The organism is Prochlorococcus marinus CUG1417 (assembly GCF_017695975.1).
Lineage (GTDB): Bacteria > Cyanobacteriota > Cyanobacteriia > PCC-6307 > Cyanobiaceae > Prochlorococcus_A > Prochlorococcus_A marinus_AG.
Genome location: NZ_JAAORN010000002.1, coordinates 54,156 through 78,538, shown reverse-complemented (window position 1 = coordinate 78,538; position 24,383 = coordinate 54,156). Strand labels below are relative to the sequence as shown.

Sequence of the window (24,383 nt, the reverse complement as noted above, 5' to 3'; positions counted from 1 at the left end):
ATATTTTTTAAAAACATTTTCTTTTTTACAGGTTTTGTTTTTGGTTCAAGCTTGTGTATATAAAAATAATATTGATTCAAATTATTACTGCCAAAAACTTGAATTAAGTTGTATTAAAAATAATAAAGTAGCTCTATTTAAGACTTCAAAAGGTGATTTTGAAGTGAAATTATTTGGTAAAGACAGCCCAGTAACAGTTTCGAATTTTATAGAAAACGTAGACAACAATATTTATGAAAATCAAAAATTTTATAAAATAATAAATTATCCTCAACTAAAATTTGTTCATAGTGGTGTTAATCAGAAAAATACATTTTATAATGATCGAAATCAAAACCTAAATAAAACAAGTCCTTCAATCCCCTTAGAAATAAAATTTCAAAAAGAAATTAAACCAAGATACAGTTATCAAATAAAAAAAATTTCTGAGACTGAGAAATTAGTTAATACTTTTGAAAGTGGTTCAATCGCAATGGTTAAGAGCGGCAAAAACAAATCTTCTTCTACTGAATTTTTTTTTGTAACTAATAAGATTCCAGAACTTGACGGAAGATATTCAATTTTTGGAAAGATTATTAAAGGATTAGATGTACTAAAAAAAATAGATAAAGAAGACTATATCAAGGAAGTCCAGATTTATAATTAAATTTCTAGAGAATATTTGTTTATTTTTAACATTTCTGTATTGACCCCTGAAGATCGTTTAAGGGCTACCTTGCCAGTTCTCGCTATTTCAAGGATGCCGTAGGGTTCGAGTAATTTCTCTAAAGCAACTAACTTTCCAGGATCTCCAACTACTTCGAGTGTTAAGGCTATATCTGAAACGTCAACAACTTTTGCACGGAATATCTGAACAATATCCAAGATATTACTTCTTGTATCTTCTTTCGATGAAACTTTTAATAACATCAATTCTCTTTCAACGGCTGCGAGATTAGTAAAATCTACTACTCCTAAAACATTAAATAATTTATTAAGTTGTTTAGTCATTTGTTGAAGAGTCTCATCGTCACCTTCTACAACCATAGTTAATCTTGAAATTCCCTTGGATTCTGCTGGCCCTACTGCGAGACTGTCTATATTGAATCCTCTTCTGGCAAAGAGACCTGAGATTCTGCTCAAAGCTCCAGATTCGTCTTCTACTAGAACTGATAGTGTATGTTTCATATTTTAAAGGGTTTTTAAATCTCTAATCCATTCATAAGAGATGTTATTGAAAACTGAGGGATCTTCATCATGAATACAATGCCCTGAATTGGGAACTATTTTTAATTTTACCCATCTATGAAAATTTGCAATCTTTTTACCAACAAACAAAGGTATGAAATTATCCTTATCTCCCCAAATTAATAGAAAAGGAACTTTTTTTGAGGAGCTTAGTTTACTTAAAAGATAAGAGGTTTGTAATTTTTCATCTCTTAAAGACATTCCAATACACATTGCTCTTAATGATCTAGCTGAAGTTTTCCTTAAAACTGGTTTTGTTACTAAATCTATAAGTTCGCTATTGATATTATCTTTTTTGAAATAAGCAGTATTTAGACCCAGTCTGATAACTCCTAATTTGGTTATTAAAAATAAAATAATCTCTAAAGGGAAAAATATAAAAAATATTTTTATGAATCTATCTTTGAATTTTTTAAAAACATCTTTATTCGTTAAGGTTTTTTTATTCCCTTGAATTTGATCTGGTAAAGCCGATGCAATAACTGTTGCAATTTGGTCTTCTAATGAAACAGCACAAGTTAAAGCAACTAATGATCCAAGGGAATTGCCAATAAGAATGACTTTCCCAGAACTTTTTGGTCTTATGACCTGTGCAATAAAGTCTCTTACTTGATTACACCAAATCTCATTATTTAATCTTCCTATTTGTCTTATCCCAGGTTGATCTGATTCCCCAAATCCTATTAAATCCAAAGAATAAGAGGCACAATTCCTTTTCGCAAAAAATTCTAAATTGTTTCTCCAATGTTTTCGACTAGCGCCAAATCCATGGAGAAAGATAATTGGAATTTCATTCTCTTCGCCTCTAACACTCCAGCAAATTTTAAAACCTTTCCAATTCCAGTAATTAGGAAAGTTCATATTTTCTTTGAAATTATTATTCATATAAATCAAAAATTTTCAAGATATTTGCATTATCTACTTTTTTAACAAATAAATGTATATTGAATGTAAATTATAGTAATCATAAAATTTTACTATGGCTAAAGAAATTTTTAGTATTGCAGCAGTTTTTTGGATACTGATACCAATAGGGTTGGTTGGTGGTGCATTGTTATTAAAGTTTCAGGGAGATTGATTCTCACGAATACATTACAATTTGAGTTATTGTCTACAGGTTAAGTAAATCTTAAATATGAAGATTCTTTTAGTAGGAGCAACAGGGACACTTGGGAGACAAATAGCAAAGCAAGCTATAGAAGATGGTCACGAAGTACGATGCTTTGTAAGAAACCCAAGAAAAGCCTCCTTTCTACAAGAATGGGGTTGTGAATTAACAAAAGGTAATTTATTAAATTCTTCTGATATTGAATATGCATTGCAAGACATCGAAGCTGTTATTGATGCTGCTACTAGTAAACCAGAGGATCCTAAAAGTATTTATGAAATAGATTGGGATGGAAAACTTAACTTATTTAATGCTTGTGAATCTTTAAACGTAAAAAGAGTCATATTCCTTTCAATCCTCTTAACAGAGAAATTTAGAAATGTTCCATTAATGGACATTAAATATTGTACTGAAAAACTTCTTGAAGGATCTACTTTAGATTATACAATCTTCAAATGTGCAGCTTTTATGCAAGGAGTTATAGGTCAATTTGCTATCCCAATTTTAGATAGTCAAGCAGTATGGATGAGTGGAACTCCAACCAAAATCGCATACATGAACACCCAAGATATGGCAAAAGTTATTGTTGCAGCAGTTAATAATCCAAAAACTCATAGAATATCATTGCCATTGGTTGGTCCTAAGGCGTGGGACTCAAACGAAGTTATATCCCTATGTGAAAAATTTAGCGAAAAGAAGGCTAAAATTTTTAGAGTTTCCCCCTTCCTAATAAGTGTTACTCAAAAAGTAGTTTCCTTTTTCCAAGATTCTTTGAATGTTGCTGAAAGATTGGCTTTTGCTGAAGTAACTAGTAGTGGTGAATCATTGGATGCTGACATGAGCAAAACTTACGAAATATTGGAACTTAAAAAAGAAGATATGACATCACTAGAAAGTTATATTAAGGAGTACTATCAACAAATTCTTAAGAGATTAAAGGAAATGGAAGCAGATCTAAATATTGAAGAAAAAAAGAGATTACCTTTTTAATATTGCAATTCTAGATTTATGTAGTATCTTTGTACTATATAAATGGTATTTGCCTATGTCTGTTTCTAAGTCTAAAAATCTTGAACGAAAACTAGATAATTTTGCAAAAGAAGCAAAAAGTGAATTGAATAATGTTTGCGGATCTTCATTATGGGAAAGCCTTGGCTTTGTTTTTTTTGATCAATTAGAAGATTCTGAAAAAATTGCGAAAGCAAATTTTTACTATGGTCAACTTCAAATAATTAATGAAATTAAATTTTCAATTTGAATTGAATTTCAAATTTTTACGTATATAATTTTTCTAAAATATTTTTTGGCCAATCTTTTTCTGATAATATTAATTTAGTAAAAGATTAATTAATGATTGAAACTTCAGGTGTAATTGAAAAAGAGCAGGGAAATGGTTTTTATTTGGTAACCCTAGAACAACCTGAAGGACATCAATGTTTATGCAGAGCTGCAGGTAAATTGACTAAATTTAGAATTAAATTATTAGCTGGAGACAAAGTTTTAGTGGAGATAAGCCCATATGATCTTTCTAGAGGAAGGATAACTTATAGAGAGAGAAACGCAGGGGGTGCTAGACCTACAACTAATAAAAATAACCCCAAGAGGAATAATAAGTAAAAAGTTATTTTAGATAATATTTTTTATCGCTTCTTTAAACTCACTTCTTTGTTTGACACCTTGCCATTGTTTTTTTAATAATTTTTCTTTAAAAAGTTGAACTGTTGGTGTCCCGTTGATTCCAGCTTGTTTTGCGATGTCTTGATCTTTATCAATATCTATTTCAACACCCAGCACAGCACCATCAAGTTCTTTGATTACTCTTTTTAACTGAGGTTTCAAAACATGACATGGACCGCAACTTGGAGAACTAAAAATTACTAAGATGGGTTTTTTACTCTCGTGATAAAGTTTCCTTAATGCATAACTGCCTTTTTGCCATTCAGAATTTGAATCAAAAGTATCTGCATTAACTTCTTCTTCATTAAAATCTGATGAATTAAGTTTTTTTTCTGGTTCGGGTGTTTCTCTAACTATAGTTTTTGCTAAGTTTTTCTCGGCTAGCCACCTCTCGGTAGCTAATGCTGCCATGCAACCAGTTCCTGCAGCGGTAACTCCTTGTCTCCACTCAGAATCAACAACATCACCTGCTGCGAAGATGCCTTCGATAGATGTTTCTGGTCTTCCTGATTTACAAGCAATATATCCCTTATTATCTAAGTCAATTTTGTTGCCCAAAAACTTCGTATTTGGTGTGTGACCTATCGCGTAAAAAAGACCTTTTATATTGATTTCCCCTTTACCTTCTTGAGAGTTAATAGTTTCTATTCTCTCAAGCCATTCAGAACCATCTGCTTTATCAACTTTTGTGTTCCAATGAATTTCTATTTTTGGATTAGCTTTTACTCTATCTACCATTGCAGCGCTAGCCCTTAATTTTTCTGATCTAACAATTAAATGCACCTTGCTGCCATACTTCGTGAGGTATGCGGCTTCTTCACAGGCAGAGTCGCCTCCTCCTATAACAGCTAGTTCTTCATCTCTGAATTGTGGAGTTGCTCCATCACAGATTGCACAAGCACTTATTCCTTTACTCCAGAATTTATCTTCATTTATCACTCCCAATCTATTAGCACTTGCTCCAGTTGCAATAATAATTGAGTTAGTTTTTATAGTCCCTTCTAAAGTTTTTAATTCAAATGGGTGTGAATCAGTATTTATTGAGACTACATCACTTTCGTATAAATTAGTACCCCATCTTTCTGCTTGAGCCTTCATTAGATCCATCAATTCAGGACCCAGTACTCCATCTGGGAAACCTGGATAATTTTCAACAAAAGTTGTAGTCATTAATTGCCCACCAGGAATTCCACCAGAATTAAATCCTGTTACAAGTAGTGGTTGAAGATTTGCTCGTGCGGCATATATTGCAGCGGTGTAACCTGCAGGTCCAGAACCTATAATTACAACATTTTCTACGTTTGGAATCTTCTCTTTATTTTCCATTCATTTGCTAATTTCACTATTTATAATAATAAACTAACCCAAATAGTGTAGGGCGGATTTCACTCGATAGATTTATTACTTAATCGTTGACTTTTTGGTCTAATAACTTTTCTAATTCCTTTGGGAAGTTTAAAACAGAATCTTTTAAATTTTCGTTCTTTTCTCCAATATGTAATATCCACTCTCTAAATTCTTCTGCAATTGCATAACTATCTTCATACCTTTCTAAAGTGTCCATTGCAGAAATTCTATTAGTTGCCCAACAGGTCGCTATGTCGATCCTTTTTCTAATGAAATTGTTCATTGAAACTTAAAAGTTGTATATAGATAAACACATCCGAGAACTAATGTATTGTCTAATAAGTTACAACTTTGTACTTCCAAACAATAATTTAATCTTTAATTTATATTTGAGCCAATTTTCGGGTGAATTATAAAGAAAATATAAAGAAATAGAGTTAGACTGCCTCGCTGTGATTTGCAAGTAGCCTTTCAACCTCCTCAAAACCCTCTTTAGCTGAATTTATTGCAAGTTCCTCGCTAACTTTTTCTTCTGATATTAATTTTGCGGATATTTTCTTTAAAAGAGTTTCTTTCTTTTCTCTTAGTGAAATAACAATTTCTTCTTCAATGATAGATTTTATCGCTTTAGAAATTATTTTTTTATCATTTGCTTCTTCGAATGTGCCCTGAACTAATTCTTGAATAAATAATCGATGAACCTCACTACTCCTTAGAAAGCTTTCTGTGGCATTAATAATTCCTTCAACAAGAGCTTCATCAGGTTCAGAATCATTTTCTGCCAGCTTAAATTCCCAATCTAAATGTCTTCTTTGCCAACCTGCCGAGTGGAGACTGGGCATGACTGTCTGTGAATAAGTATCAACTGACATTTCATAAATTCTCTCTGCTAATTTCTCGCACCAGTCTTTACCATGCTTTTCTAGATTTTTCTGCATAGCTTGCCTTGGAACAGCATGACCACCATGATGACTGTGGCACACTCCATCAGGACATTCGATTGCTTTTATACTCATTGGATTACTTAGTACTTATATATTCTTAGATAGCTATTTTTTTTAGAAAAGAAAATATATTTTTAACAAAAATCCAAGACTTTTGACTTTCTTCAATTTATATTTAGTATGTTAAAAAAATAAATAAATTGACAAAGATACTTATTCCTTCCGAAACAAGCTCTGGTGAAAGGAGAGTTTCAGCTACACCAGAAGCGGTAAAGAAATTAAAAAGCCTTGGATGTGATGTTTATATTGAAAGTTCAGCAGGGAAATTATCAGGATTTAGTGACTTATCATATGAAGAATCGGGCGGAACAATAGTAAACAACTTAGATCAAAAAATTTGGGGTGAAGCGGACTTAATATTTTGCGTTCAAACTCCATCAGAGGATAATTTAACTAAGTTAAAAAAAGGTGCTGTTCTTCTCGGTCTTCTTAACCCATATGGTAATAAGGAGCTTCTAAGGATTATAAATAGTAATAAGATTTCAGCTTTATCACTAGAGTTGCTTCCGAGGATTAGTAGAGCTCAATCTTCTGATGTTCTTTCTTCACAGGCCAATATTGCTGGATATAAAGCAGTTCTTTTGGCTGCAAGTGAGTTAGATAGATATTTTCCAATGCTTATGACTGCAGCTGGAACAGTCCAACCTGCCAAAGTGGTGGTTCTTGGTGGAGGCGTTGCAGGATTGCAGGCAGTTGCGACAGCAAAAAGACTTGGAGCAATAGTATTTGTATCTGATATTAGACCTGCTGTTAAAGAACAAGTAGAGTCCCTCGGAGCAAGGTTTATAGAACTTCCTGAAGTTGAGGAAAAGCCTGGAGAGGCAGGAGGTTATGCAAAAGCTGTAACACCCGAATTCCTCTCAAAACAGAAGGCAACTTTAACTAAATATTTATCTGAAGCTGATGTTGCTATATGTACTGCGCAAGTTTTAGGTAAAAAGGCCCCTGTTTTAATAGACTCACCCATGATTAAAAAAATGAGGCCTGGAGCAGTAGTTATTGATTTAGCAGTTTCTCAGGGAGGGAACTGCGAAGGAACAAAATCAAATGAAACTATTATCAAAGATGGGGTAAAACTTATAGGAGCGGGAGAATTACCCTCTTCAGTTCCTTATGATGCAAGTTCACTTTATGCTAAGAACTTAACATCTTTGATTACACCATTTATAAAAGATGGTCTAATTAAATTAGATAAAGAGGATGAACTCATTTCTGGATGTTTATTAAGCGATGAAGGAGTTGTTCTTCAAAATAAAGTTTTTGAAAATTGAGGTTTTAAAATTATGTCTTTTATAAGTCTTCTTTGGGTTCTTTTACTTGGTAGTTTATTAGGCCTAGAGTTAATTGGAAAAGTTCCTCCTACTCTACATACACCTCTAATGAGTGGAGCAAATGCAATTTCGGGAATAACGATGCTTGCAGCATTGACTTTAATTGTAAAAGCAGAAGGTAACGTACCACTTTTAATTATTGGTTCAGTTTCTCTTGGATTTGCTCTTTTTAACGTTGTAGGCGGTTTCTTTGTAACTGATCGAATGCTCGCGATGTTTAGTCGTAAACCATCAAATAAGAAGTAATTTTTAAAATGAATCTACCTGTAATCATTAAATTCGTTATTGACCTTCTAGCAGTACTTTTACTGGCTTTGGGAATAAAAGGATTGTCAAAAGTAAAATCAGCAAGGGATGCAAATAGATTAGCTGCATTTGCAATGTCACTATCAGTAGTAGGATTACTTTCTTATTATTTAGGCACTTCTGGAATTGCTATTCAGTCTTGGATTTGGATAATAATTGGATCAATAATAGGTAGTTTATTCGGAGCAATTCTTGCAAAAAAAGTACCTATGACCTCCATGCCTGAGACAGTTGCGTTGTTCAATGGTTGTGGAGGTATGTCATCACTTTTGGTGGCCTTAGGAGTAGCTATTTTCCCTTTATCTAATAGTTTAGAAAATCTTGATTTTTTTAAGTCACTGATTAACGAAGTTTCAATATCTGTTTCTATATTTGTAGGCGCCATAACTTTCACGGGTTCAATTGTAGCAATGGCAAAGTTACAGGGTTGGTTGTCAACTCCAGGATGGACTCAGAGCAAAGTTAGACATTTTGTAAATATTGTTTTTGCAGTTGCTTCATTGATAGCCTTCTTTGATTTGATAAATGGCAATACAAGTTCAATTTGGCTTTTAGTTATAGTTTCCTCTTTATTAGGCATCGGAGTTACTTTGCCAATTGGTGGGGCCGATATGCCAGTTGTTATATCTTTATTAAATAGCTATTCAGGTATTGCAGCAGCAGCAGCAGGTTTCGTTGTAGATAGTCAGCTTTTGATAGTAGCAGGCGCAATGGTTGGAGCAGCAGGTCTAATACTTACGCAAGTAATGTGTAAGGGGATGAATAGATCTTTGGTCTCAGTTCTTTTTGGAGGATCTTTATCTGCGCAAAGTACGGCCTCTTCTGGATCAGGAGAATATACAAATATAACTTCTTGTAGTGTTGAAGAATGTGCATTGACTTTAGAGGCTGCAAACAAAGTAATAATTGTTCCTGGTTATGGTCTCGCGGTAGCTCAGGCTCAACATACTTTAAGAGAAGTGACAAAAAAACTAGAACAAAATGGTATTGAAGTTGTCTATGCAATTCATCCTGTAGCAGGGAGGATGCCTGGACATATGAATGTACTTTTAGCAGAGGCGGATGTACCTTATGAACAACTTAAAGAGATGGATGTTGTGAATCCTGATTTTCCAGCAACAGATGTTGTTTTAGTTTTAGGAGCAAATGATGTGGTTAATCCTCAGGCTAAAAATGATAGTTCTTCTCCTCTATATGGCATGCCAGTTCTTGATGTGCAGGAAGCAAGAACGGTATTTGTAATTAAAAGAGGTATGAGTGCAGGTTACTCCGGAATAAAAAATGATTTATTTGATCTGCCAAATACTTCTATGGTTTTTGGGGATGCAAAGAAGGTATTAAATGATCTTATTGGGGAATTAAAGGATCTTGGAGTTGGTGAGAAATAATAGTATATCTTTTATTTTTTCAGATTATTTAAAAAATAAGCCATTTCGAGAAGTCTTACCTTGGATAGGTGGCGACTTACAAACTTTGAGAGATACTTTTGTTATTGACTTTGGTAAATCAAAAAAAAATAAAAAAATATTCTTTCCGATTAATAAAATTCTTTCTGATAAATTTGAATTTGATTATCTTCTGGGATTTTTAGAATTACCTGAAAAATTAAACTCTCTAAGGGGTTTTGTAATCATTACGCATGGTTTAGGGGGCTCAACTAAACGGTTTGGTTTGAGAAGAATCTCTAGGAAATTAGCAAATAATGGTTTTGGAGTTCTTAAATTAAATCTAAGAGGATCTGGATCTGCGAGATATTTAGCTAAAGGAAATTATTGTGCCAGATGCTCCAGTGATGTTATTCCAGCAATTAATTATTTTAAAAAATTGATTAATTTAGAGTTCAAAGATCTTATGAAAAGGAATAATAATCTTCCAATTTATGGAGTTGGATTATCCTTAGGCGGAACAATTCTTTTAAATGCCTGCTTAGATTACGATGAAGACAAAGGAGAAAAACTTTTAGATGGTTTAGCCTGCGTGAGTAGCCCTTTAGATTTATTATCATGTAGTCTTTGTATTGAAAAATCTAGAAATTATATCTACCAAAAATGGTTACTTCACCGCTTAAAAAATCAGTTATGGGACGGATTTAATGATGAAGGCAAAATTATTAATAATGATAAATTAAGAAAAAAAATTAAAAGGTTAAAAAGTATAAGGGAATTTGATCAGGAATTTACAGCGCCTAGTTGGGGATTTAATTCTCTAGAAGATTATTATATTAAAGCTTCTCCAATATTTAGAATCCATAACTCAATAAACAAATTACCGCCAATGCTTTTTATTCATGCCATGGATGATCCTTGGGTTCCATATAAGGATACTTTTAATTTAAGAAAAGAATCTATTGATAAATTTACTATTTTTATAACTAAAAAAGGAGGTCATAATGGGTTTCACTCGATTAATGGCTGCTGGTCAGACGAAGTGGTAAAGAATTGGTTTATGAGTATCTAGGACTATCTAAAAAAGGTGTTTTTTTAAAAATCCATTTTTCTATTGGCTTACCATTAATGATATGTGAGGTAAAAATTTCTGAAATTTTTTCTGGCGAAACTTTCTCGTACCAAGTACCATCAGGCCAAACAAGAAGAATTGGGCCGTTCTTACATATCCTTAAACAGTCAACTTTTGATCTTAATATAAGAACATTTTTTGTAGAGGGATCATTTTCAAATTTTTTTAAAGTCTTTTTCAGACATTCCCATGTTTTTTGACCTTCATTTCCTTTAAAGCATTTCTGTTTTGTGGGTGTTGCGCATAGTAGAAGATGCTTTTTAATATTCACTTTTACCCAATACTTACGTATTTTTTCCCTTTTTTAATTTCTTGCTTAACAAAAAGTCTGGCCCAATTGTCTACTTCAAGAATATCTTCCAATTCTGGGCTTAAATTCAAATTCTCCATATGTGATTCACAAGCCTTACTTATAAATGTTGGAATTTCTTGAAAAGAAATTTTTTCTTTAAGGAATTGTTCTACCGCCATTTCATTAGCAGCATTTAAAACTGCAGGCATAGTCCCAGAAGATTTTCCTGCGGCATAGGCAAGTCCCATACATGGATATTTAAACTCGTCTGGCTCTTTAAAAGTTAATTTCCCAATTTCACTTAAGTTTAATCTTTTCCAATTTGTTTTAAATCTTTCAGGCCAACTCATCGCATATAAAATAGGTAGCTTCATATCTGGCCAACCTAATTGAGCTAATACTGAAGAATCTTCCATCTCAATCATTGAATGAATAATACTTTGAGGGTGGATAACTATTTCGATATTTTCGTAGGATGTCCCAAATAAATAATGAGCTTCTATAACTTCTAATCCTTTATTCATAAGGGTTGCAGAATCTACAGTTATTTTTTTCCCCATATCCCAATTAGGATGTGAAGTCGCATCTTCCACTGTGACATGCTTTAAATCCTCAACTGCCCAATCTCTGAAAGCACCACCAGAAGCTGTTAAATGTATGGCTCTTAAACCTTTAGGTATCTCTCCTGTTGAAAAATCTGCATTCTCATAATTAGGTAATCCTTGTAAACATTGAAAGATAGCAGAGTGTTCTGAATCAGCAGGTAAAAGCTTACTATTATTTTTCTTTAATGCAGGAATAACAATTGGCCCTGCCGCAATTAAAGTTTCTTTGTTAGCAAGTGCAATATTTTTACCCGCATTAATTGCTGACATTGTTGGAATTAAGCCTGCACAGCCTACTATCCCGGTTACCACAGTATCTGCCTTATCCCAGGCTGCAACTGAGTTAATCCCCTCCTTTCCACCTAAAACCAAGGGGGCACTATCCAAATCTAAGTTATTAATATTAGCTTTTAAATCTTCTATAAGATTTTCATCCTCAATTGCAACTACTTCTGGTTTATGTGTTTTAACTTGTTCTGTTAATAAATTAATATTTCGTCCTGCCGAAAGAGCTACGGCTTTAAACTTATCAGGTTGCTCAGAAGCTATTTCGAGGGTTTGAGTCCCTATTGAACCGGTAGAACCGAGCACAGTAATGTATTTCAATTTTCTCTGATATTTCTAATATCTTCCCATTTAAAGGTGTATTTAAAAAACAAAAATTTCAAATTGGTTTTTTTCTTAAAATTTAGATCTTTATCCATGTGGTTATTTCCTTTGATTGATCAATAAGTTCAATACCTTTTTCTTGTAACAAATTCCTGATTTCATCGGCCTTTGCATAATTCTTTTTCTTTTTTGCTTTCAATCTTTCATTAATAAGCGATGATATTTCTTCTTCTGTTATTTTACTTTCTTTTACTAAAACCTCTTTTTTAAGACCAAGTACCTCAGTCAACTTTTCAAGAGTTTTAAAATTCTCAAGTAGAAAGAATTTTTCATTTGGGTCTATTTTAAAACCTTCAACCCTTTGAAATTGGTTTAAAAAGTTTTTTAATGGTTTCGCTAAATCGTAAATAATTGCAATAGCACCTGCTGTATTAAGGTCATTTCCCAAAGCATCAGAAAATTTAAGCTTTTTTTGAGATAGTTCAAAACTTATTTTCTTTTTATATTCTTCTTCGATAGATTCATCTTTATCAATAGATCTAAAAGTACCTTTTGTAAGGTCCATAAAAGAAAGGGCTACATTAATGTTTTTCCAAGCTTCTGAAGCACTCCTTAAAGCTTCTTCAGTAAAATCAAGTGGTTTTCTATAATTCACAGTCATAACAAAATATCGCAAAGTCATAGGACTTATACCTGACTTAATTAGCTCTCTGATAGTTTTAAAATTTTTAAGGGATTTACTCATCTTTTGTCCATTTACATTCACCATCCCATTGTGTAACCAATAGTTGGCTAGCTTTTTGCCATTGGCTGCTTCTGATTGGGCGATTTCATTCTCATGATGTGGAAAAATCAAATCAGAGCCACCTAAATGGATATCTATCGTATCTCCTAATTCATCTTTAACCATCGCGGAACATTCAATATGCCATCCTGGCCTACCCTTACCCCATGGCGAATCAAAAAATGGTTCATCATCTTTGGCTTTTTTCCATAATGCAAAATCTTGCGGATTAAGCTTTTTACTATTTTCATCATTAGCCATTCTTCCTTGCTGATTGATATTTTGTTCTTGTATATTTTGATTACTTAGCTTTCCATAATTTTTATTTTTAAAAACAGAATAATAAACATCTCCATCCCTAGAGTATGCATAACCTTTATCCTCAAGGATTGTTATGAAGGAGCAGATATTGCATATATGATTAGTTGCTCTTGGCATACTGTCAGGTCGCATTATTCCTAAAGAATCCATATCTTTATGAAATTCAATAATATTTTTTTCAGATACTTCCTTCATTGAACTGCTTTCTTCTTTAGCTCTTTTTAAAATCTTGTCATCAATATCTGTAAAATTCTGAACATATTTCACTTTGAAATCACTGTAAATTAAAAATCTTCTCAATACATCCCAAGCTATATAACTTCTGGCATGACCAAGATGACATAAATCATAAACAGTTACTCCACAACAATAAATTTTTACTACATCATCAATAGGTTTAAAAACCTCAACTCTTTTGCTTAAAGTGTTAAAAAGTTTGATCATCTTAAATTAAGTATTTCATAAGGTTTATTTTGTCTCCATCCAATTGTCTCCAATACCAATATCAACTAAAAGAGGCACATTTAATTTTACACAATCTTCCATAGTCTTCTTTACTAATTTCTTAGTAATTTCAAGAGAATCTGGTTCAACTTCAAATAATAATTCATCATGTACTTGTAAAAGCATTTTTGCGGGAACATTCATTTCTTTGAATTTCTTATTAAGTTGAATCATTGCTATTTTTATAATGTCTGCACTTGAACCCTGAATTGGTGCATTAGCTGCGGCTCTTAATGACTGTGCTTCCATGCCAGCCCTTCTTGCAGATTGCAAATCAATTTCGTAAGGATCTTTTCCTATTAATCTTCCAAGTCCATTTTTATCAAACTTAAATTCTCTTTTTCGACCAAAAATTGTTTTAACATAACCTTTTGATAAGGCAAGCCTTTCTTGGAATTCAAGAAATTTGAAAATTTTTGAATATCTTTCTTTGTATTTTATTAGGAATTCTTTTGCCTCTGGAGTACTTACTCCTGTTGAACGGGCAAACTTTTTTATACCCATACCATAGATAACTCCAAAATTTATTGTTTTCCCAACTCTCCTCTCATCAGAAGAAATTTCTTCTTTCTCGAAAATTAATCTTGCAGTCAAAGAATGAATGTCATCACTTTTATGAAATGCATTAATTAGTATTTCTTCATCCGCTAAGTGAGCAAGAATTCTTAATTCGATCTGAGAATAATCAGCTGATAAAAGTTTCCAATTTTTTTCAGGCAAGAATGCTTTTCTGATTCTCCTACTAAATTCAGTCCTAACTGGGATATTTTGAAGATTAGGATTGCTACTACTTAGTCTCCCAGTCGCTGTAGCAGCTTGATTAAAGTTTGTATGAACCCTTCCTGTTTTTTCGTTTATAAGATTTGGAAGAGCATCAATATAGGTGCTAAGTAATTTGCTAAGGGTTCTATGTTTTATTAAATATTGGATTATTTCATGTTCGTCGACTAATCTTTCCAAAACTACTGCATCTGTACTCCATCCTGTTTTTGTTTTACGTGATTTTTTCTTATCTAAATTTAATTTTTCAAACAAGATCTCACCAAGTTGTTTTGGTGAAGATAGATTGAAACTCTCCTCTGCTAACTCATAAACTTTACTTTCAATATCTTCTAAGGTACTTTTTAATTCTTTTGAGAGTTTTTCTAAATAAGGGATGTCGATGGTTATGCCATTCATTTCCATTTGGGACAATACCGGCTCTAAAGGCAGCTCGATTTCTTCGAACAATTTGATTAATTCATCTTTTTCATTTGAAAAACTTTCTTTAAAAATTTTGACAATCTTAAAAGTTAGAAAAACATCATAACCGCAGTAAATACTTGCTTCATCAATATCAACAAATGAAAAGTCTTTATTTTTTCCAACTGTCTCCTTAAATGAAGGAGGCTTAAATCCAAATAATCTAAAACTAATTTCACTTAACCCATGTTTCTCCTGATTATTAAGAAGGTAGTCTGCTAACAAGGTGTCAAAGGTTACGCCTTTAAGATCAAGTCCATGATTAAAAAATATTTGCCTATCAAATTTTGAATTTTGGAGTGCCTTTTCTTTTTTTGGATCTTCTATCCAATTTCTAAGCTTTGAGAAAACATCTTCTATTGATAATTGATTGGAGGTCTCCTTTTTTGTTTGATGACCAAGAGGTATATAAAATAAATCATCATCTTCTTCTCCAAGACATAACCCTATCCCAACAAGTTCCGCATCGATTGGATTCAAACTATTGGTCTCTGTATCTAAAGAAACTATTTGATTAGTCTTGTCTAATCTTTCAATTAATTTATCAAGTAATTCGAAATCATTTACAACAGTTACGTTGATTTTAGGGATTTTATTTTCACTATTTTCTAATTCATTATTGGCTGCGACTTTTGGAGCCTTCTCCTCCTCTTTAGCTACATGATTTTTGTCAAAACCACCTTTGCTGAAAGTTGAATTGAAAATATCAATTTGTCTAAGTAGTGTTGATAGTTCTAATTTTTTCAGTGACTCTGAAAGTAGTTCTTGATTTATATTTTTTAATTCATATCCGTTACTTAAAATTAAAGGAACCTCAGTATTTATTTTTGCTAAATCCCTAGAAAGAAAAGCATTATGTTTATCGTTTCTTAGCTTTTCTATAACTGAACCTTTGATGAATCCTTTATATTTCTTATCGTTGTTTTGCTGAACCTTGTCCAAAGCCTGATAGATTCCATCAAGCGTGTCGTTCTCTTTTAGTAGATTAATTGCAGTTTTTGGACCAACCCCTTTAATACCCGGAATATTATCAGAACTATCACCAGTTAGGGCTTTAAGATCAACTACTCTTTCTGGCGCAACACCTAATTTTTCTTTTACTCCATTTTCATTCATAAGAGTTGGATTTCCACTTTTCGCATATGGACCACCACCCATATAAAGTACATAAATATCTTTTTGATCATCTACTAATTGAAATAAGTCCCTATCTCCAGAAAGAATATTCACGCACCATCCTTTAGAGGAAGCATCATTTGCAATTGTGCCTAGGAGATCATCTGCTTCGTATCCTGGAGATTTAAAAATTGGTAAATTAAGGCTTTCTTCTAAGATAATTTCTAGTTGTTCAATATCCTGAAAAAAAACATCTGGTGCCACATCTCTGTTGGCCTTATAATTTGGATCTAATTCATGTCTGAAAGTTGGTTTTTCGGTATCAAACGTAATACAAACACCCTCAGGACTAATATTTTTGCAATTATCCAGAAGACTTTTTAGGAATCCATAAGTGACACTTGTTGGAAATCCCTCTTTGGTAGTTAAACCTCCATCAATCCCTTTGCTAAATGCATAGAAGCTTCTAAAAGCAAGTGAGTGGCCATCGACTAAAAGTAAAATTGGTTTTTTAGAGTTTTCAGATTTTAAACTCATTTTCTCTTCTTAGCCCAAGGTGGAATATCAATAAAGATTTGCTCTCCGGGTTCTAATCCATCAATGACTGAAGTTTTATTTCCACTACTAATACCAATTTCGATTTTTTCAAATTTGGGAGAATTGTTTTTATCAACTTTCAAAATTCCTTTTTCACCTTTTTCAGTGACAATAGAAACTGTTGGCACTAAGATTTTCTCTTCATTACCTTCGACTCTAAATTCAAGATCTGCAGTCATTCCAATTTTAATTTCTTCAGAAATATCTTTAAAATTTAAAGTTACTTCGAATGAGGTTACATTGTTATCTTTTACAGCTCTTGTAGCTATTTTTTTAACTATGGCACTATATTTTTTTGAGGGATAAGCCTCAATTCTTACTGAGGCTTCTTGACCTATTTTTATTCTGCCAATGTCACTCTCAGGAACTTTAGCAACAATTTCTAGGCCCTCTGATAGTTCAAAAATAAAGTTTTTGGTTTTAGTGTCTGAACTTAAGTTTGTACTTGGTGTGACATAAGATCCTATCTCAGCATATTTTGCAGTTATCTTTCCTCCATAAGGGGCTTTAATTAGATAGAAACTTTTTTCAGCTTTTGCATCATTAAGTTTTGCGCTACTAATGTTGTAGTTGTTTTTATAACTTTCATAGTCTTCTTTACTTACCACGCCTTCTTGATATAAATATTCCCTTCTTAAAAATTCAGATTTTTGTTTTTCTACATTTAATTCAAGCTCTTCAATTTTATAGATAAAGTCTTCATCATCAAGAGAAGCTAAAACCTGATCTTTTTTTACAAGATCGCCCTCATCTACTTTGATTTCTTTTATTACGCCTTGCTTGCGAGGCCCAATATTGCTTGTCCTTATTGCTTTTACTTCACCACTAGTATTAATTGAATCTGAGAGGATTCCTTTTTCAACTTGAACTACAAAATCAGAAATATCTTTTGACTTATTTTTCTTGAAGGAATTAGTTATAAAAACGAAAAATATAGTTAGAGAAAGCAATATTATTCCACTTCTTAGATTTATATTTTTTTTTATTAAATCAAACATTTCTTTTTAAAAGCAGAAGTAGAGAATATTTAGGAACTAAATAAATAATCAAAACGATTATAATTAACTTATCCAAGATTGGTTAAGTAAATACTATATTACTAGAAGATGTTTTCTTGATAATTCTTCCATAAATTTTTTCAAATGTTAAAAGCAGGTATTATTGGATTACCAAATGTTGGAAAATCAACTCTATTTAATGCACTTGTAGAAAATGCTAAGGCCCAAGCGGCTAATTTTCCCTTTTGTACTATAGAACCTAATAAAGGCATAGTTTCAGTCCCAGATCAAAGGCTGCAAGAGTTAGGTAATTTAAGTTCTAGCCAAAATATTATCCCAACAAAAATTGAATTTGTAGATATCGCAGGATTAGTAAAAGGAGCTAGTAAAGGAGAAGGTTTGGGAAATAAATTTTTATCAAATATTAGGGAGGTTGATGCAATAGTCCATGTTGTAAGGTGCTTTGAAGATAGTGATGTAATTCATGTTTCTGGAAAGGTAGATCCCCTGGATGACATTGAGATAATTAATCTGGAATTGAATTTAGCTGATTTATCTCAACTCCAAAAAAGAAGAGAAAGAATTAAAAAACAGGTTAGAACAAGTAAAGAGGCAGCTAAAGAAGATACCTTACTAGAAAAAATTGAAGAAGAGCTAGAGAAAGGCCTTTCAGTTAGATCAATACCTTTGAATGAAGAAGAAAATTTAATAATTAAGCAATTAGGCTTCCTTACTGCCAAACCAATTATTTACGCAACTAATTTGAATGAAAATGATTTAGCTGAAGGTAATGATTTTTCATCAACAGTTCAGAGTTTTGCAAGCAATGAAAATACAGAATGTATAAAAATATCAGCGCAAGTCGAATCTGAATTAATAGAGTTAGAACCAGAAGATAAAAAAGACTACCTTATTGGATTAGGAGTAGAAGAAGGGGGATTAAGTTCTTTAATTAGATCAACATATAAATTATTGGGATTAAAAACTTATTTCACTACCGGAGAAAAGGAGACAAAAGCTTGGACAATAAAAGATGGTATGACTGCGCCACAGGCAGCAGGAGTAATTCATACTGATTTTGAAAAAGGATTTATAAGAGCTCAGACTATTTCTTATCAAAATTTAATTAATTCAGGTTCAATTGCCAATGCAAAAACTAAAGGTCTTTTAAGAAGTGAAGGTAAGGAATATATTGTTAACGAAGGTGATGTAATGGAGTTCTTATTTAACGTTTAGTAAGTCTCTTAAGGCTTACTATTTTGCTTTTTGAATTTGAATTCAAAAAAAATTAATAAAATTAAGATACATTCTAAGCAACTTCCTATGTATTCAAAAACAATGGTTGTAAAGCCATTATCTTAGCCATATTGTAGTTGTGGTAAGTAAGGGGGTATTGGCATTATTTTTCAACAGAATTTTCAATATCTTCCAGTAAATGTTTAGTTGATCTACTAAAACCATTAGTTTTTAAATAGTTTTGAGCCTCTCTAAATTTTTCAGCTACTCTTTTTGCATAAGGAGTATTCATGGAATTTTGAGTCATGTTGAAAATGCGACTCATTTTATGATCTGATTTAGGTAACCCCTTGATAAGTATTCAAAAATACAAGAATATAAAAATAGGATTTTTTACTTACTAATAAATTTATTGTGAAAAGTTCTTGATTCTCCAAATAAAGTTTTTAAATTAGAAAAATTGACTATGACAAATATATTATTAATTCTTTTTTTTGTACTTTTATTTTTATTACTTTTTTATTCAAAACGAAATAGAGGGTTAGCCCAAAAAACAACAATTAGTCCAACTTATGTACCTTTCTTAAAAGAACAAGAATTTAATCCTGACATAAGTACTGATAATTGGGATTTACACAAACTTAGATTAGATAAATTTAAAAGATCACAATATAAGGGATTAACTTTCTTCGTAAGTTTAGAAAATAAAATTTACTATCTTTCTGAAGAAGGGGATAAGGTTTATTGCTAACAGGTGAAATTAATTTTATAAATAAGAAAAGCCGATAGAAATTAATAATATTAATGAAGTATTTTTTTTTATTATCAGAAAAGTTCTATAAGTTTATCGAATGGGAGTGGAATACTTTAAAAAATCTAAGAAGAACAAAAAGAAAGAATTTTTTTCTAAGAGGATCATTTGCGTTATTTAGTTTATTCTCTATCCTTTTTTTAATATTTTCTCCTCCTATCGCTTTTGGATTGTTATTTGGAGAAGGATTGAAATTTAGTACTTTTTTTATTTGGATATGGATTTTAAATTTGAAGTTTTTTTGAAAATCTATAATTTATTTCCCGAGATTATTTAAAATTAAGAATATAAAAAATTTATTTTATGCCAAAAATATTCAAACAAAATAAGTTCGCTTTGTTGGGAGCAAATATATTAATAATTTTACTTTGGGTAACTATATCTTCCTTTTTGATGAATTTATTTCAAAGTGAAAATTCCCCATTCTATGTATATAAAATTTCTTTTTTAATCAGATTCCTTCCTCCTATTTGGGTGACATGGTTCCTCTGGATAAAAAGAGGTGGTTTAAAAAGATAAATTACAAAAGCATTTTTACGGATTTACTATAAAATCAAATCAGTTAAGATCTGAAAGCTTACTTGAAATTTTCATGTAAGAATTAGGTAATTGAGAGATTGTTTTTAGCTAAGAAACAATCTCTTTTTTTTTACAAATATTTTTTCTCATAAAAAAGTGTTTGTCAGTATCCCTATTGACAAACACTCATAACGATCACTTTTTAAAAATTAAACAGGCAATCTATTATCAATTTCCACTACTCCAGAATCCATAAGACGGCCGATTTTAATAACTAAAGCCATATCTAGCCTTGAAAATTCAGATTGATGGTTAGTTATCCAATCAAGTTCAGAGAGAGTTATAACTCCCAAAGTATTTACTTTAAGAAAAAGTAAGCCTAAATTCATTTTAAAAAATTCCTGGGATTATCCATCCGAACAAGCCATAATTTACAACTAATGCAAATAAGCCCATCATTGCCATTCTTCCATTAGTTCTCTCGGCGTTTTGCCAATAAGTTGTTTTTGAATTTTCCATTTTTCAGATTTGTAGAAATGTTAAATAGTAGGTTTTTAAACGAAACCAGGAATTATTTGACCTGTTGTTAGGTATGCTCCAACAGCAGCAATTAATCCAAGCATTGCGAATCTGCCGTTAAGAGTTTCAGCAACAACTTTTTCTTTTTCGATTGTTTTGACTTTTGTGTTTGTGTTTTTCATTTGATTAGAAGATGAATAGTTTAAATTTTCGTTTTGAAATTGCTTGGTTAAATAAGTAACGAGTATGGCTGTAAAGAATACAATTACGGCTAAGAAACCTGAAAGTGGACTCATTAAAAAATGCCAGGAATAATTTGTCCGGTTGAAACGTAAGCACCTACTAACGCAACAAGCCCAATCATTGCCCAACGACCATTAACTTTTTCCGCATTTTGTGGGTAGCTGTCGTAAGAAACAGACTCATCTATGTAAGGACGTGTCTCAGTTGGAAACATATTCTGTCTGCCACCTGATTCAGTAGTAACGTTTGAATTAACCATTGTAGTTGTGTAATTGTTAATTAATGTAACACTAATATTAATAAATGTAAATCAATAGGTCAAAAATAAGTTATTTTCAAGATATATGCTACATAAATGTAGCAATATCGTTGCATATATAATTAAATACTAGATTTTTGAGTATTTTTTAACGGGGAATCTTCATCCGTAATGGTAAGACACCTCCGTCCAACCTTTTTGCTGAAGTTCTTGCCACTTTTCCCAGGCTGTATCTATGTTTAGTTTTTCTGAGGATTTGTACCCTCCAGGTTCTCCAAAGTGGTTTGCATAAAAAAGATGAGTATGAATTTTTAGATTAGGTTTAGGGGATTTTTTGCATTCTTCGAAAAAGATCATTCTGCTGCCTTCAGGATTTAGTAGGCATCCGTTTGGCTTGCTAGTGCTACATCCAAATGAGTACTTAGGCTCCATGCTTTTGCCTTGAAAGACTGGTTGATTAACAATACATTTGTACTATAGGTTATATTCTTATTGTTTCGCTGTCAATCCTTTTAAGGTTAAGTACTTATTTACTTATAATTATTTTGTTTTTTAATAGAAAAGATAATTTTTCTAAGCTCATGAATTACAGGGAAGATTTAGAAATTAAACTACAAAAAATAACACTTGCAATGCAAGAAGTTGTAGAGGATATCTATAAAACTGATCATGAGAAACAAAGAATAATTTCCAAGCTTATTGAATTTAAAGAAGCAATCATTTTAAAGGGCATTGAACTTAACATTGAATTAAAAGCAGCCTAGAAATATTGCAAATCTCATGAATATTTAATAGCTTTTAGAATATTGCTATTTACAAAGAAGGTAAATTTATTAAATGCAGCCTGGAACTTTTGAATTATTGATTCTAGTATTTATCTTTTCAGGTCTTCAAGCTTGGTGGATTATCCCAATAGTTATTAAGAATAAAAAATTAAATAAGAGAGGTAATGATTTAAGAAAGGAAATTAAGCAATTAGAAAAGTTATATAAAAAATAAATTAGTTTTTATTTTTGCAAACTACCTATTTATTATTCAAACTGCAAAAGGATTAAGTGGCAAAAACTTTAATTATCAAGAAGGTAAGCCTGAATTAAGACTTTTAAAAGTAAAGTTTCCAGCAGGGATAGAAACCCTAATTCATAAGCAACCTGACCCAATGTTGATTCATTTCACAAAAGGGAGATTAGAGCAAGCTAAAAGGTAAGAAATTAATTTCTGTAAAGCGATGCATTTGTGTGAAGTAATAATGGGGGCTCCCAATATGTGAAAAGTATTGGAAAGAAGATGGCTATGCTTAAAGTTGGTGTTTTATCAGTCGTTGGAATGCCTACGACAATAAATAAATAATATTTTTGTAATTTGTTCAATCTGCATTTTGAGGATTGAATTTTTTATGAAGAGCAGCTGTAGTGAGATACTCCTCCATAGTTAAAATACTTGCTTGGCTTTAGTCGATTATATTTTTGATCTATTTCTGAGGGTTGTTCTACATATGGGTTTCTAAAAACATCCTGCAACTCTTTTATTTTTTTGTAATTTCCTTTTTCAGCTTCTTCATATGCAGGTACGATCATCCATTCACGCCATGTATAGACTGGGTTGAGGGATTTCATGGATTCTGATTTTGCTTTGATATTTTCCTCTTTCTTTAAGACTGATTGCCAGTTTTCAAGCCAGACTTCCCATCTAATCTTGAGCTCATCATTAATTGGTAAATAAAAACTCTCTTTTAAAGAATCTAAGTTCTTAGGTATGTCAGTGAGTTTACGGAACAAAATTGTGTAGTCTGCTTTTGAAATGAGCATAAGATTAAAGAATTCATTAATAAGAGTTTCGTTGTAATGCTCTAAACCAAGTTTGCTCGCCCACATTTTCTTCAACTCTTTGTTCATCAATTCTGAAAAATCCTTTTCGATTTGATCTAACTTTTCTTGAGCTTGTTTACTTTTTGAAAGTAAGGGGCTTAGAGAAGAACAGAATGTTTTAAAGTTTATTTCTGCAGCAGAAGGTTGATTAAAAAATGAGAAATGTTTACCTCCACCTGTCCATGGTTGGAATCTTGGATCAAACAATTCACAGAATCCAAAGGGGCCATAATCCAAGGTATAGCCTCCAGCAGCACAATTATCACTATTGAAGTTACCCTGGCAATAACCAACTCGCATCCAGTTGGCTATAAGTGATATGAGTCTTGATCTGTATAAAGAAGCCAGTTTTATTGCCTTCCTTTCAAGTGAAATATCATATTCAATTTCTTCTTTATAGTTTCTATCTATAAGATGCTGAACTATCATCTCTAGTTCATTAAGGGCTTCATCATAAGCATTATTGCGAACTCGTCTCGAAAAAAGTTCAAGCTGGCCGACTCGTAAAAAAGATGGAGCGACTCTAGTAGTAATTGCGGCTTTATTATCAATCATGATGTCAGGTTCAAAATACTTTGATCCTTTGGAATACCATGGCCTCCTAACTATTTCTGATCGAGAGACATAAAGAGTTAAAGATCTTGAGGTAGGAATTCCCAAGGCATCCATAAATTCCTGTGCAAGAAATTCTCTAACACTTGAACGTAATACCGCTCTGCCATCTGCTCCTCGACAGTAGGGAGTAGGACCTCCTCCTTTGAGTTGCATTTCCATTCTTTTGCCATTAAATAATCCCTCAAATATAGAAATTGCTCTGCCATCTCCATAACCATTTCCAGTACCAAAGGGACATTGTTGTGTATATTCAGTGCCGTAAATTGATAATGCATAACCTGTTGCCCAACCAACTGAACTCATGGGATAATCTGCTACAGATATATCTCCTGAGAAAAAACGGCAAAAATCTGGGTCTTTTGTAAGGTCTGAGCTTAGTCCCAGTTCTTCAAAAAGTTTATTACTGTGAGAAATATATTCTGGTTCTGGAATCGCTGTTGGAACAACTGGCACGTAATGGCCAGAATATACTGAACGTGGCTTATGATCATTCCCATCTTTTGTTGATAGAGGATCTGCATTAAGAGAATTCATAAAAGAATAGTCGGATAGTTGAGAGAAATCAGAAAAATTTTCCGTAATATTCTCTTTTAATGAATCAGATTTGCTTGTCATCAATTTTGTTATCTATTCTTGATTAATTTGAAATTTTTTAAAATTTAAAATACGTTTCTATTTTATATAGATTTAATTAGGGATGGCTTTTTGCCAATACTTTCGATATTAGA

At 32.2% G+C, this 24,383-nt stretch carries 29 protein-coding genes and 1 pseudogene; 13 read left to right on the top strand and 17 right to left on the bottom strand.

Translation table 11 applies throughout. The features are described 5' to 3' along the window. Positions 1 to 34: 34 nt before the first annotated feature. Positions 35 to 646 carry a peptidylprolyl isomerase gene (locus tag HA140_RS06545; protein WP_306822725.1) on the top strand — a complete coding sequence of 204 codons (612 nt, stop codon included), beginning with the start codon at positions 35 to 37 and terminating at the stop codon, positions 644 to 646. Here HA140_RS06545 and ilvN read toward each other — a convergent pair. Together ilvN and HA140_RS06535 are read right to left on the bottom strand one after the other, a co-directional pair. Continuing rightward, on the bottom strand, positions 643 to 1,167 hold the full coding sequence (gene ilvN / locus HA140_RS06540; RefSeq protein ID WP_012008031.1) for an acetolactate synthase small subunit: 525 nt from the start codon (positions 1,165 to 1,167) through the stop codon (positions 643 to 645). The two genes, HA140_RS06545 and ilvN, sit on opposite strands and share 4 nt — an antisense overlap. Before the next feature lie 3 nt (positions 1,168 to 1,170). Then, a complete protein-coding gene (locus HA140_RS06535; protein ID WP_209040331.1) occupies positions 1,171 to 2,112 on the bottom strand; it encodes an alpha/beta fold hydrolase in 942 nt (313 codons plus the stop codon). A gap of 94 nt (positions 2,113 to 2,206) precedes the next feature. Between HA140_RS06535 and petM the strand changes: the two genes are divergently transcribed. The 4 genes from petM (at position 2,207) to infA (ending at position 3,952) form a co-directional block, all read left to right on the top strand. Continuing rightward, the gene (petM, locus tag HA140_RS06530) at positions 2,207 to 2,305 is read left to right on the top strand and encodes a cytochrome b6-f complex subunit PetM (protein WP_011132786.1); all 99 of its coding nucleotides are present in this window, start codon (positions 2,207 to 2,209) and stop codon (positions 2,303 to 2,305) included. A 57-nt stretch (positions 2,306 to 2,362) separates the two neighbouring features. Next, entirely contained in the window at positions 2,363 to 3,325 is a 963-nt protein-coding gene (locus HA140_RS06525) for an NAD(P)H-binding protein (protein ID WP_209040330.1), read from the top strand. A 55-nt stretch (positions 3,326 to 3,380) separates the two neighbouring features. Then, positions 3,381 to 3,593, top strand: coding sequence for a hypothetical protein (locus HA140_RS06520; protein WP_209040329.1), 213 nt, complete (start codon positions 3,381 to 3,383; stop codon positions 3,591 to 3,593). 92 nt (positions 3,594 to 3,685) lie between these two features. After that, on the top strand, positions 3,686 to 3,952 hold the full coding sequence (gene infA / locus HA140_RS06515) for a translation initiation factor IF-1 (RefSeq protein ID WP_025906690.1): 267 nt from the start codon (positions 3,686 to 3,688) through the stop codon (positions 3,950 to 3,952). A 9-nt stretch (positions 3,953 to 3,961) separates the two neighbouring features. Here infA and trxB read toward each other — a convergent pair whose 3' ends face one another. The 3 genes from trxB to HA140_RS06500 all read right to left on the bottom strand — a co-directional run bounded on the left by trxB (position 3,962) and on the right by HA140_RS06500 (position 6,375). Next, positions 3,962 to 5,338, bottom strand: a complete 1,377-nt coding sequence (gene trxB / locus HA140_RS06510) for a thioredoxin-disulfide reductase (RefSeq protein ID WP_209040328.1) — start codon at positions 5,336 to 5,338, stop codon at positions 3,962 to 3,964. 79 nt (positions 5,339 to 5,417) lie between these two features. Next, positions 5,418 to 5,642: a hypothetical protein gene (locus tag HA140_RS06505; protein WP_209040327.1), complete on the bottom strand. Its 225-nt coding sequence runs from the start codon at positions 5,640 to 5,642 to the stop codon at positions 5,418 to 5,420. 154 nt (positions 5,643 to 5,796) lie between these two features. Then, positions 5,797 to 6,375 (bottom strand): hypothetical protein, encoded by a 579-nt coding sequence (locus HA140_RS06500; RefSeq protein ID WP_025933776.1) that lies wholly within the window; start codon positions 6,373 to 6,375, stop codon positions 5,797 to 5,799. 128 nt (positions 6,376 to 6,503) lie between these two features. Here HA140_RS06500 and HA140_RS06495 point away from each other — a divergent pair, with 128 nt between their 5' ends. Genes HA140_RS06495 through HA140_RS06480 form a run of 4 tightly spaced genes read left to right on the top strand, consistent with a single transcriptional unit; the run spans position 6,504 to position 10,457 of the window. Next, positions 6,504 to 7,634: a Re/Si-specific NAD(P)(+) transhydrogenase subunit alpha gene (locus HA140_RS06495; protein ID WP_209040326.1), complete on the top strand. Its 1,131-nt coding sequence runs from the start codon at positions 6,504 to 6,506 to the stop codon at positions 7,632 to 7,634. 12 nt (positions 7,635 to 7,646) lie between these two features. Further along, a complete protein-coding gene (locus HA140_RS06490; protein WP_011863273.1) occupies positions 7,647 to 7,940 on the top strand; it encodes an NAD(P) transhydrogenase subunit alpha in 294 nt (97 codons plus the stop codon). 8 nt (positions 7,941 to 7,948) lie between these two features. After that, positions 7,949 to 9,388 carry an NAD(P)(+) transhydrogenase (Re/Si-specific) subunit beta gene (locus HA140_RS06485; protein ID WP_209040325.1) on the top strand — a complete coding sequence of 480 codons (1,440 nt, stop codon included), beginning with the start codon at positions 7,949 to 7,951 and terminating at the stop codon, positions 9,386 to 9,388. Further along, positions 9,369 to 10,457: an alpha/beta fold hydrolase gene (locus HA140_RS06480; RefSeq protein ID WP_209040324.1), complete on the top strand. Its 1,089-nt coding sequence runs from the start codon at positions 9,369 to 9,371 to the stop codon at positions 10,455 to 10,457. The genes HA140_RS06485 and HA140_RS06480 overlap by 20 nt, the downstream gene beginning before the upstream one ends. On the opposite strand, the gene HA140_RS06475 is transcribed toward HA140_RS06480, so the two are convergent. The 5 genes from HA140_RS06475 to HA140_RS06455 all read right to left on the bottom strand — a co-directional run bounded on the left by HA140_RS06475 (position 10,444) and on the right by HA140_RS06455 (position 17,585). After that, positions 10,444 to 10,788, bottom strand: a complete 345-nt coding sequence (locus tag HA140_RS06475) for a (2Fe-2S) ferredoxin domain-containing protein (RefSeq protein WP_209040323.1) — start codon at positions 10,786 to 10,788, stop codon at positions 10,444 to 10,446. The two genes, HA140_RS06480 and HA140_RS06475, sit on opposite strands and share 14 nt — an antisense overlap. Positions 10,789 to 10,790: 2 nt before the next feature. After that, positions 10,791 to 12,020 carry a 1-deoxy-D-xylulose-5-phosphate reductoisomerase gene (locus tag HA140_RS06470; protein ID WP_209040322.1) on the bottom strand — a complete coding sequence of 410 codons (1,230 nt, stop codon included), beginning with the start codon at positions 12,018 to 12,020 and terminating at the stop codon, positions 10,791 to 10,793. Between the two features lie 82 nt (positions 12,021 to 12,102). Then, positions 12,103 to 13,572: a cysteine--tRNA ligase gene (gene cysS, locus HA140_RS06465; RefSeq protein WP_209040321.1), complete on the bottom strand. Its 1,470-nt coding sequence runs from the start codon at positions 13,570 to 13,572 to the stop codon at positions 12,103 to 12,105. A gap of 24 nt (positions 13,573 to 13,596) precedes the next feature. Continuing rightward, positions 13,597 to 16,527 carry a DNA polymerase I gene (gene polA, locus HA140_RS06460; RefSeq protein WP_209040320.1) on the bottom strand — a complete coding sequence of 977 codons (2,931 nt, stop codon included), beginning with the start codon at positions 16,525 to 16,527 and terminating at the stop codon, positions 13,597 to 13,599. Further along, entirely contained in the window at positions 16,524 to 17,585 is a 1,062-nt protein-coding gene (locus HA140_RS06455; protein WP_209040319.1) for an efflux RND transporter periplasmic adaptor subunit, read from the bottom strand. The genes polA and HA140_RS06455 overlap by 4 nt, the downstream gene beginning before the upstream one ends. Before the next feature lie 144 nt (positions 17,586 to 17,729). Here HA140_RS06455 and ychF point away from each other — a divergent pair, with 144 nt between their 5' ends. After that, the gene (gene ychF / locus HA140_RS06450; protein ID WP_209040318.1) at positions 17,730 to 18,821 is read left to right on the top strand and encodes a redox-regulated ATPase YchF; all 1,092 of its coding nucleotides are present in this window, start codon (positions 17,730 to 17,732) and stop codon (positions 18,819 to 18,821) included. A gap of 163 nt (positions 18,822 to 18,984) precedes the next feature. Here ychF and HA140_RS06445 read toward each other — a convergent pair whose 3' ends face one another. Next, a complete protein-coding gene (locus HA140_RS06445) occupies positions 18,985 to 19,146 on the bottom strand; it encodes a hypothetical protein (protein WP_011818736.1) in 162 nt (53 codons plus the stop codon). 141 nt (positions 19,147 to 19,287) lie between these two features. On the opposite strand from HA140_RS06445, the gene HA140_RS06440 reads away from it, so the two are divergent. Then, positions 19,288 to 19,572 carry a cytochrome B gene (locus HA140_RS06440; protein ID WP_209040317.1) on the top strand — a complete coding sequence of 95 codons (285 nt, stop codon included), beginning with the start codon at positions 19,288 to 19,290 and terminating at the stop codon, positions 19,570 to 19,572. A gap of 788 nt (positions 19,573 to 20,360) precedes the next feature. Here HA140_RS06440 and HA140_RS06435 read toward each other — a convergent pair. From HA140_RS06435 to HA140_RS06415, 5 genes and pseudogenes are all read right to left on the bottom strand, one after another. Then, entirely contained in the window at positions 20,361 to 20,540 is a 180-nt protein-coding gene (locus HA140_RS06435; protein ID WP_011818732.1) for a hypothetical protein, read from the bottom strand. A 1-nt stretch (position 20,541) separates the two neighbouring features. Then, positions 20,542 to 20,652 (bottom strand): annotated as a pseudogene (locus HA140_RS06430) (chlorophyll a/b-binding protein); the annotation flags it as partial. 53 nt (positions 20,653 to 20,705) lie between these two features. Next, positions 20,706 to 20,966, bottom strand: coding sequence for a chlorophyll a/b-binding protein (locus tag HA140_RS06425; RefSeq protein WP_209040316.1), 261 nt, complete (start codon positions 20,964 to 20,966; stop codon positions 20,706 to 20,708). Next, positions 20,966 to 21,172, bottom strand: coding sequence for a high light inducible protein (locus tag HA140_RS06420; protein WP_025894747.1), 207 nt, complete (start codon positions 21,170 to 21,172; stop codon positions 20,966 to 20,968). Before HA140_RS06420 ends, HA140_RS06425 begins: the two co-directional genes overlap by 1 nt. 162 nt (positions 21,173 to 21,334) lie before the next feature. Next, positions 21,335 to 21,604 carry a DUF1651 domain-containing protein gene (locus HA140_RS06415; RefSeq protein ID WP_209040315.1) on the bottom strand — a complete coding sequence of 90 codons (270 nt, stop codon included), beginning with the start codon at positions 21,602 to 21,604 and terminating at the stop codon, positions 21,335 to 21,337. Positions 21,605 to 21,753: 149 nt separating this feature from the next. Here HA140_RS06415 and HA140_RS06410 point away from each other — a divergent pair, with 149 nt between their 5' ends. Then, a complete protein-coding gene (locus HA140_RS06410; RefSeq protein ID WP_209040314.1) occupies positions 21,754 to 21,936 on the top strand; it encodes a hypothetical protein in 183 nt (60 codons plus the stop codon). A gap of 73 nt (positions 21,937 to 22,009) precedes the next feature. Further along, complete coding sequence (locus tag HA140_RS06405) at positions 22,010 to 22,171, top strand: hypothetical protein (protein ID WP_209040313.1); 162 nt, start codon at positions 22,010 to 22,012, stop codon at positions 22,169 to 22,171. Positions 22,172 to 22,566: 395 nt separating this feature from the next. Here the strand turns inward: HA140_RS06405 and HA140_RS06400 are convergent, their stop codons facing one another. Further along, positions 22,567 to 24,270 carry a protein adenylyltransferase SelO family protein gene (locus HA140_RS06400; RefSeq protein ID WP_209040312.1) on the bottom strand — a complete coding sequence of 568 codons (1,704 nt, stop codon included), beginning with the start codon at positions 24,268 to 24,270 and terminating at the stop codon, positions 22,567 to 22,569. Between the last annotated feature and the right edge of the window lie 113 nt (positions 24,271 to 24,383).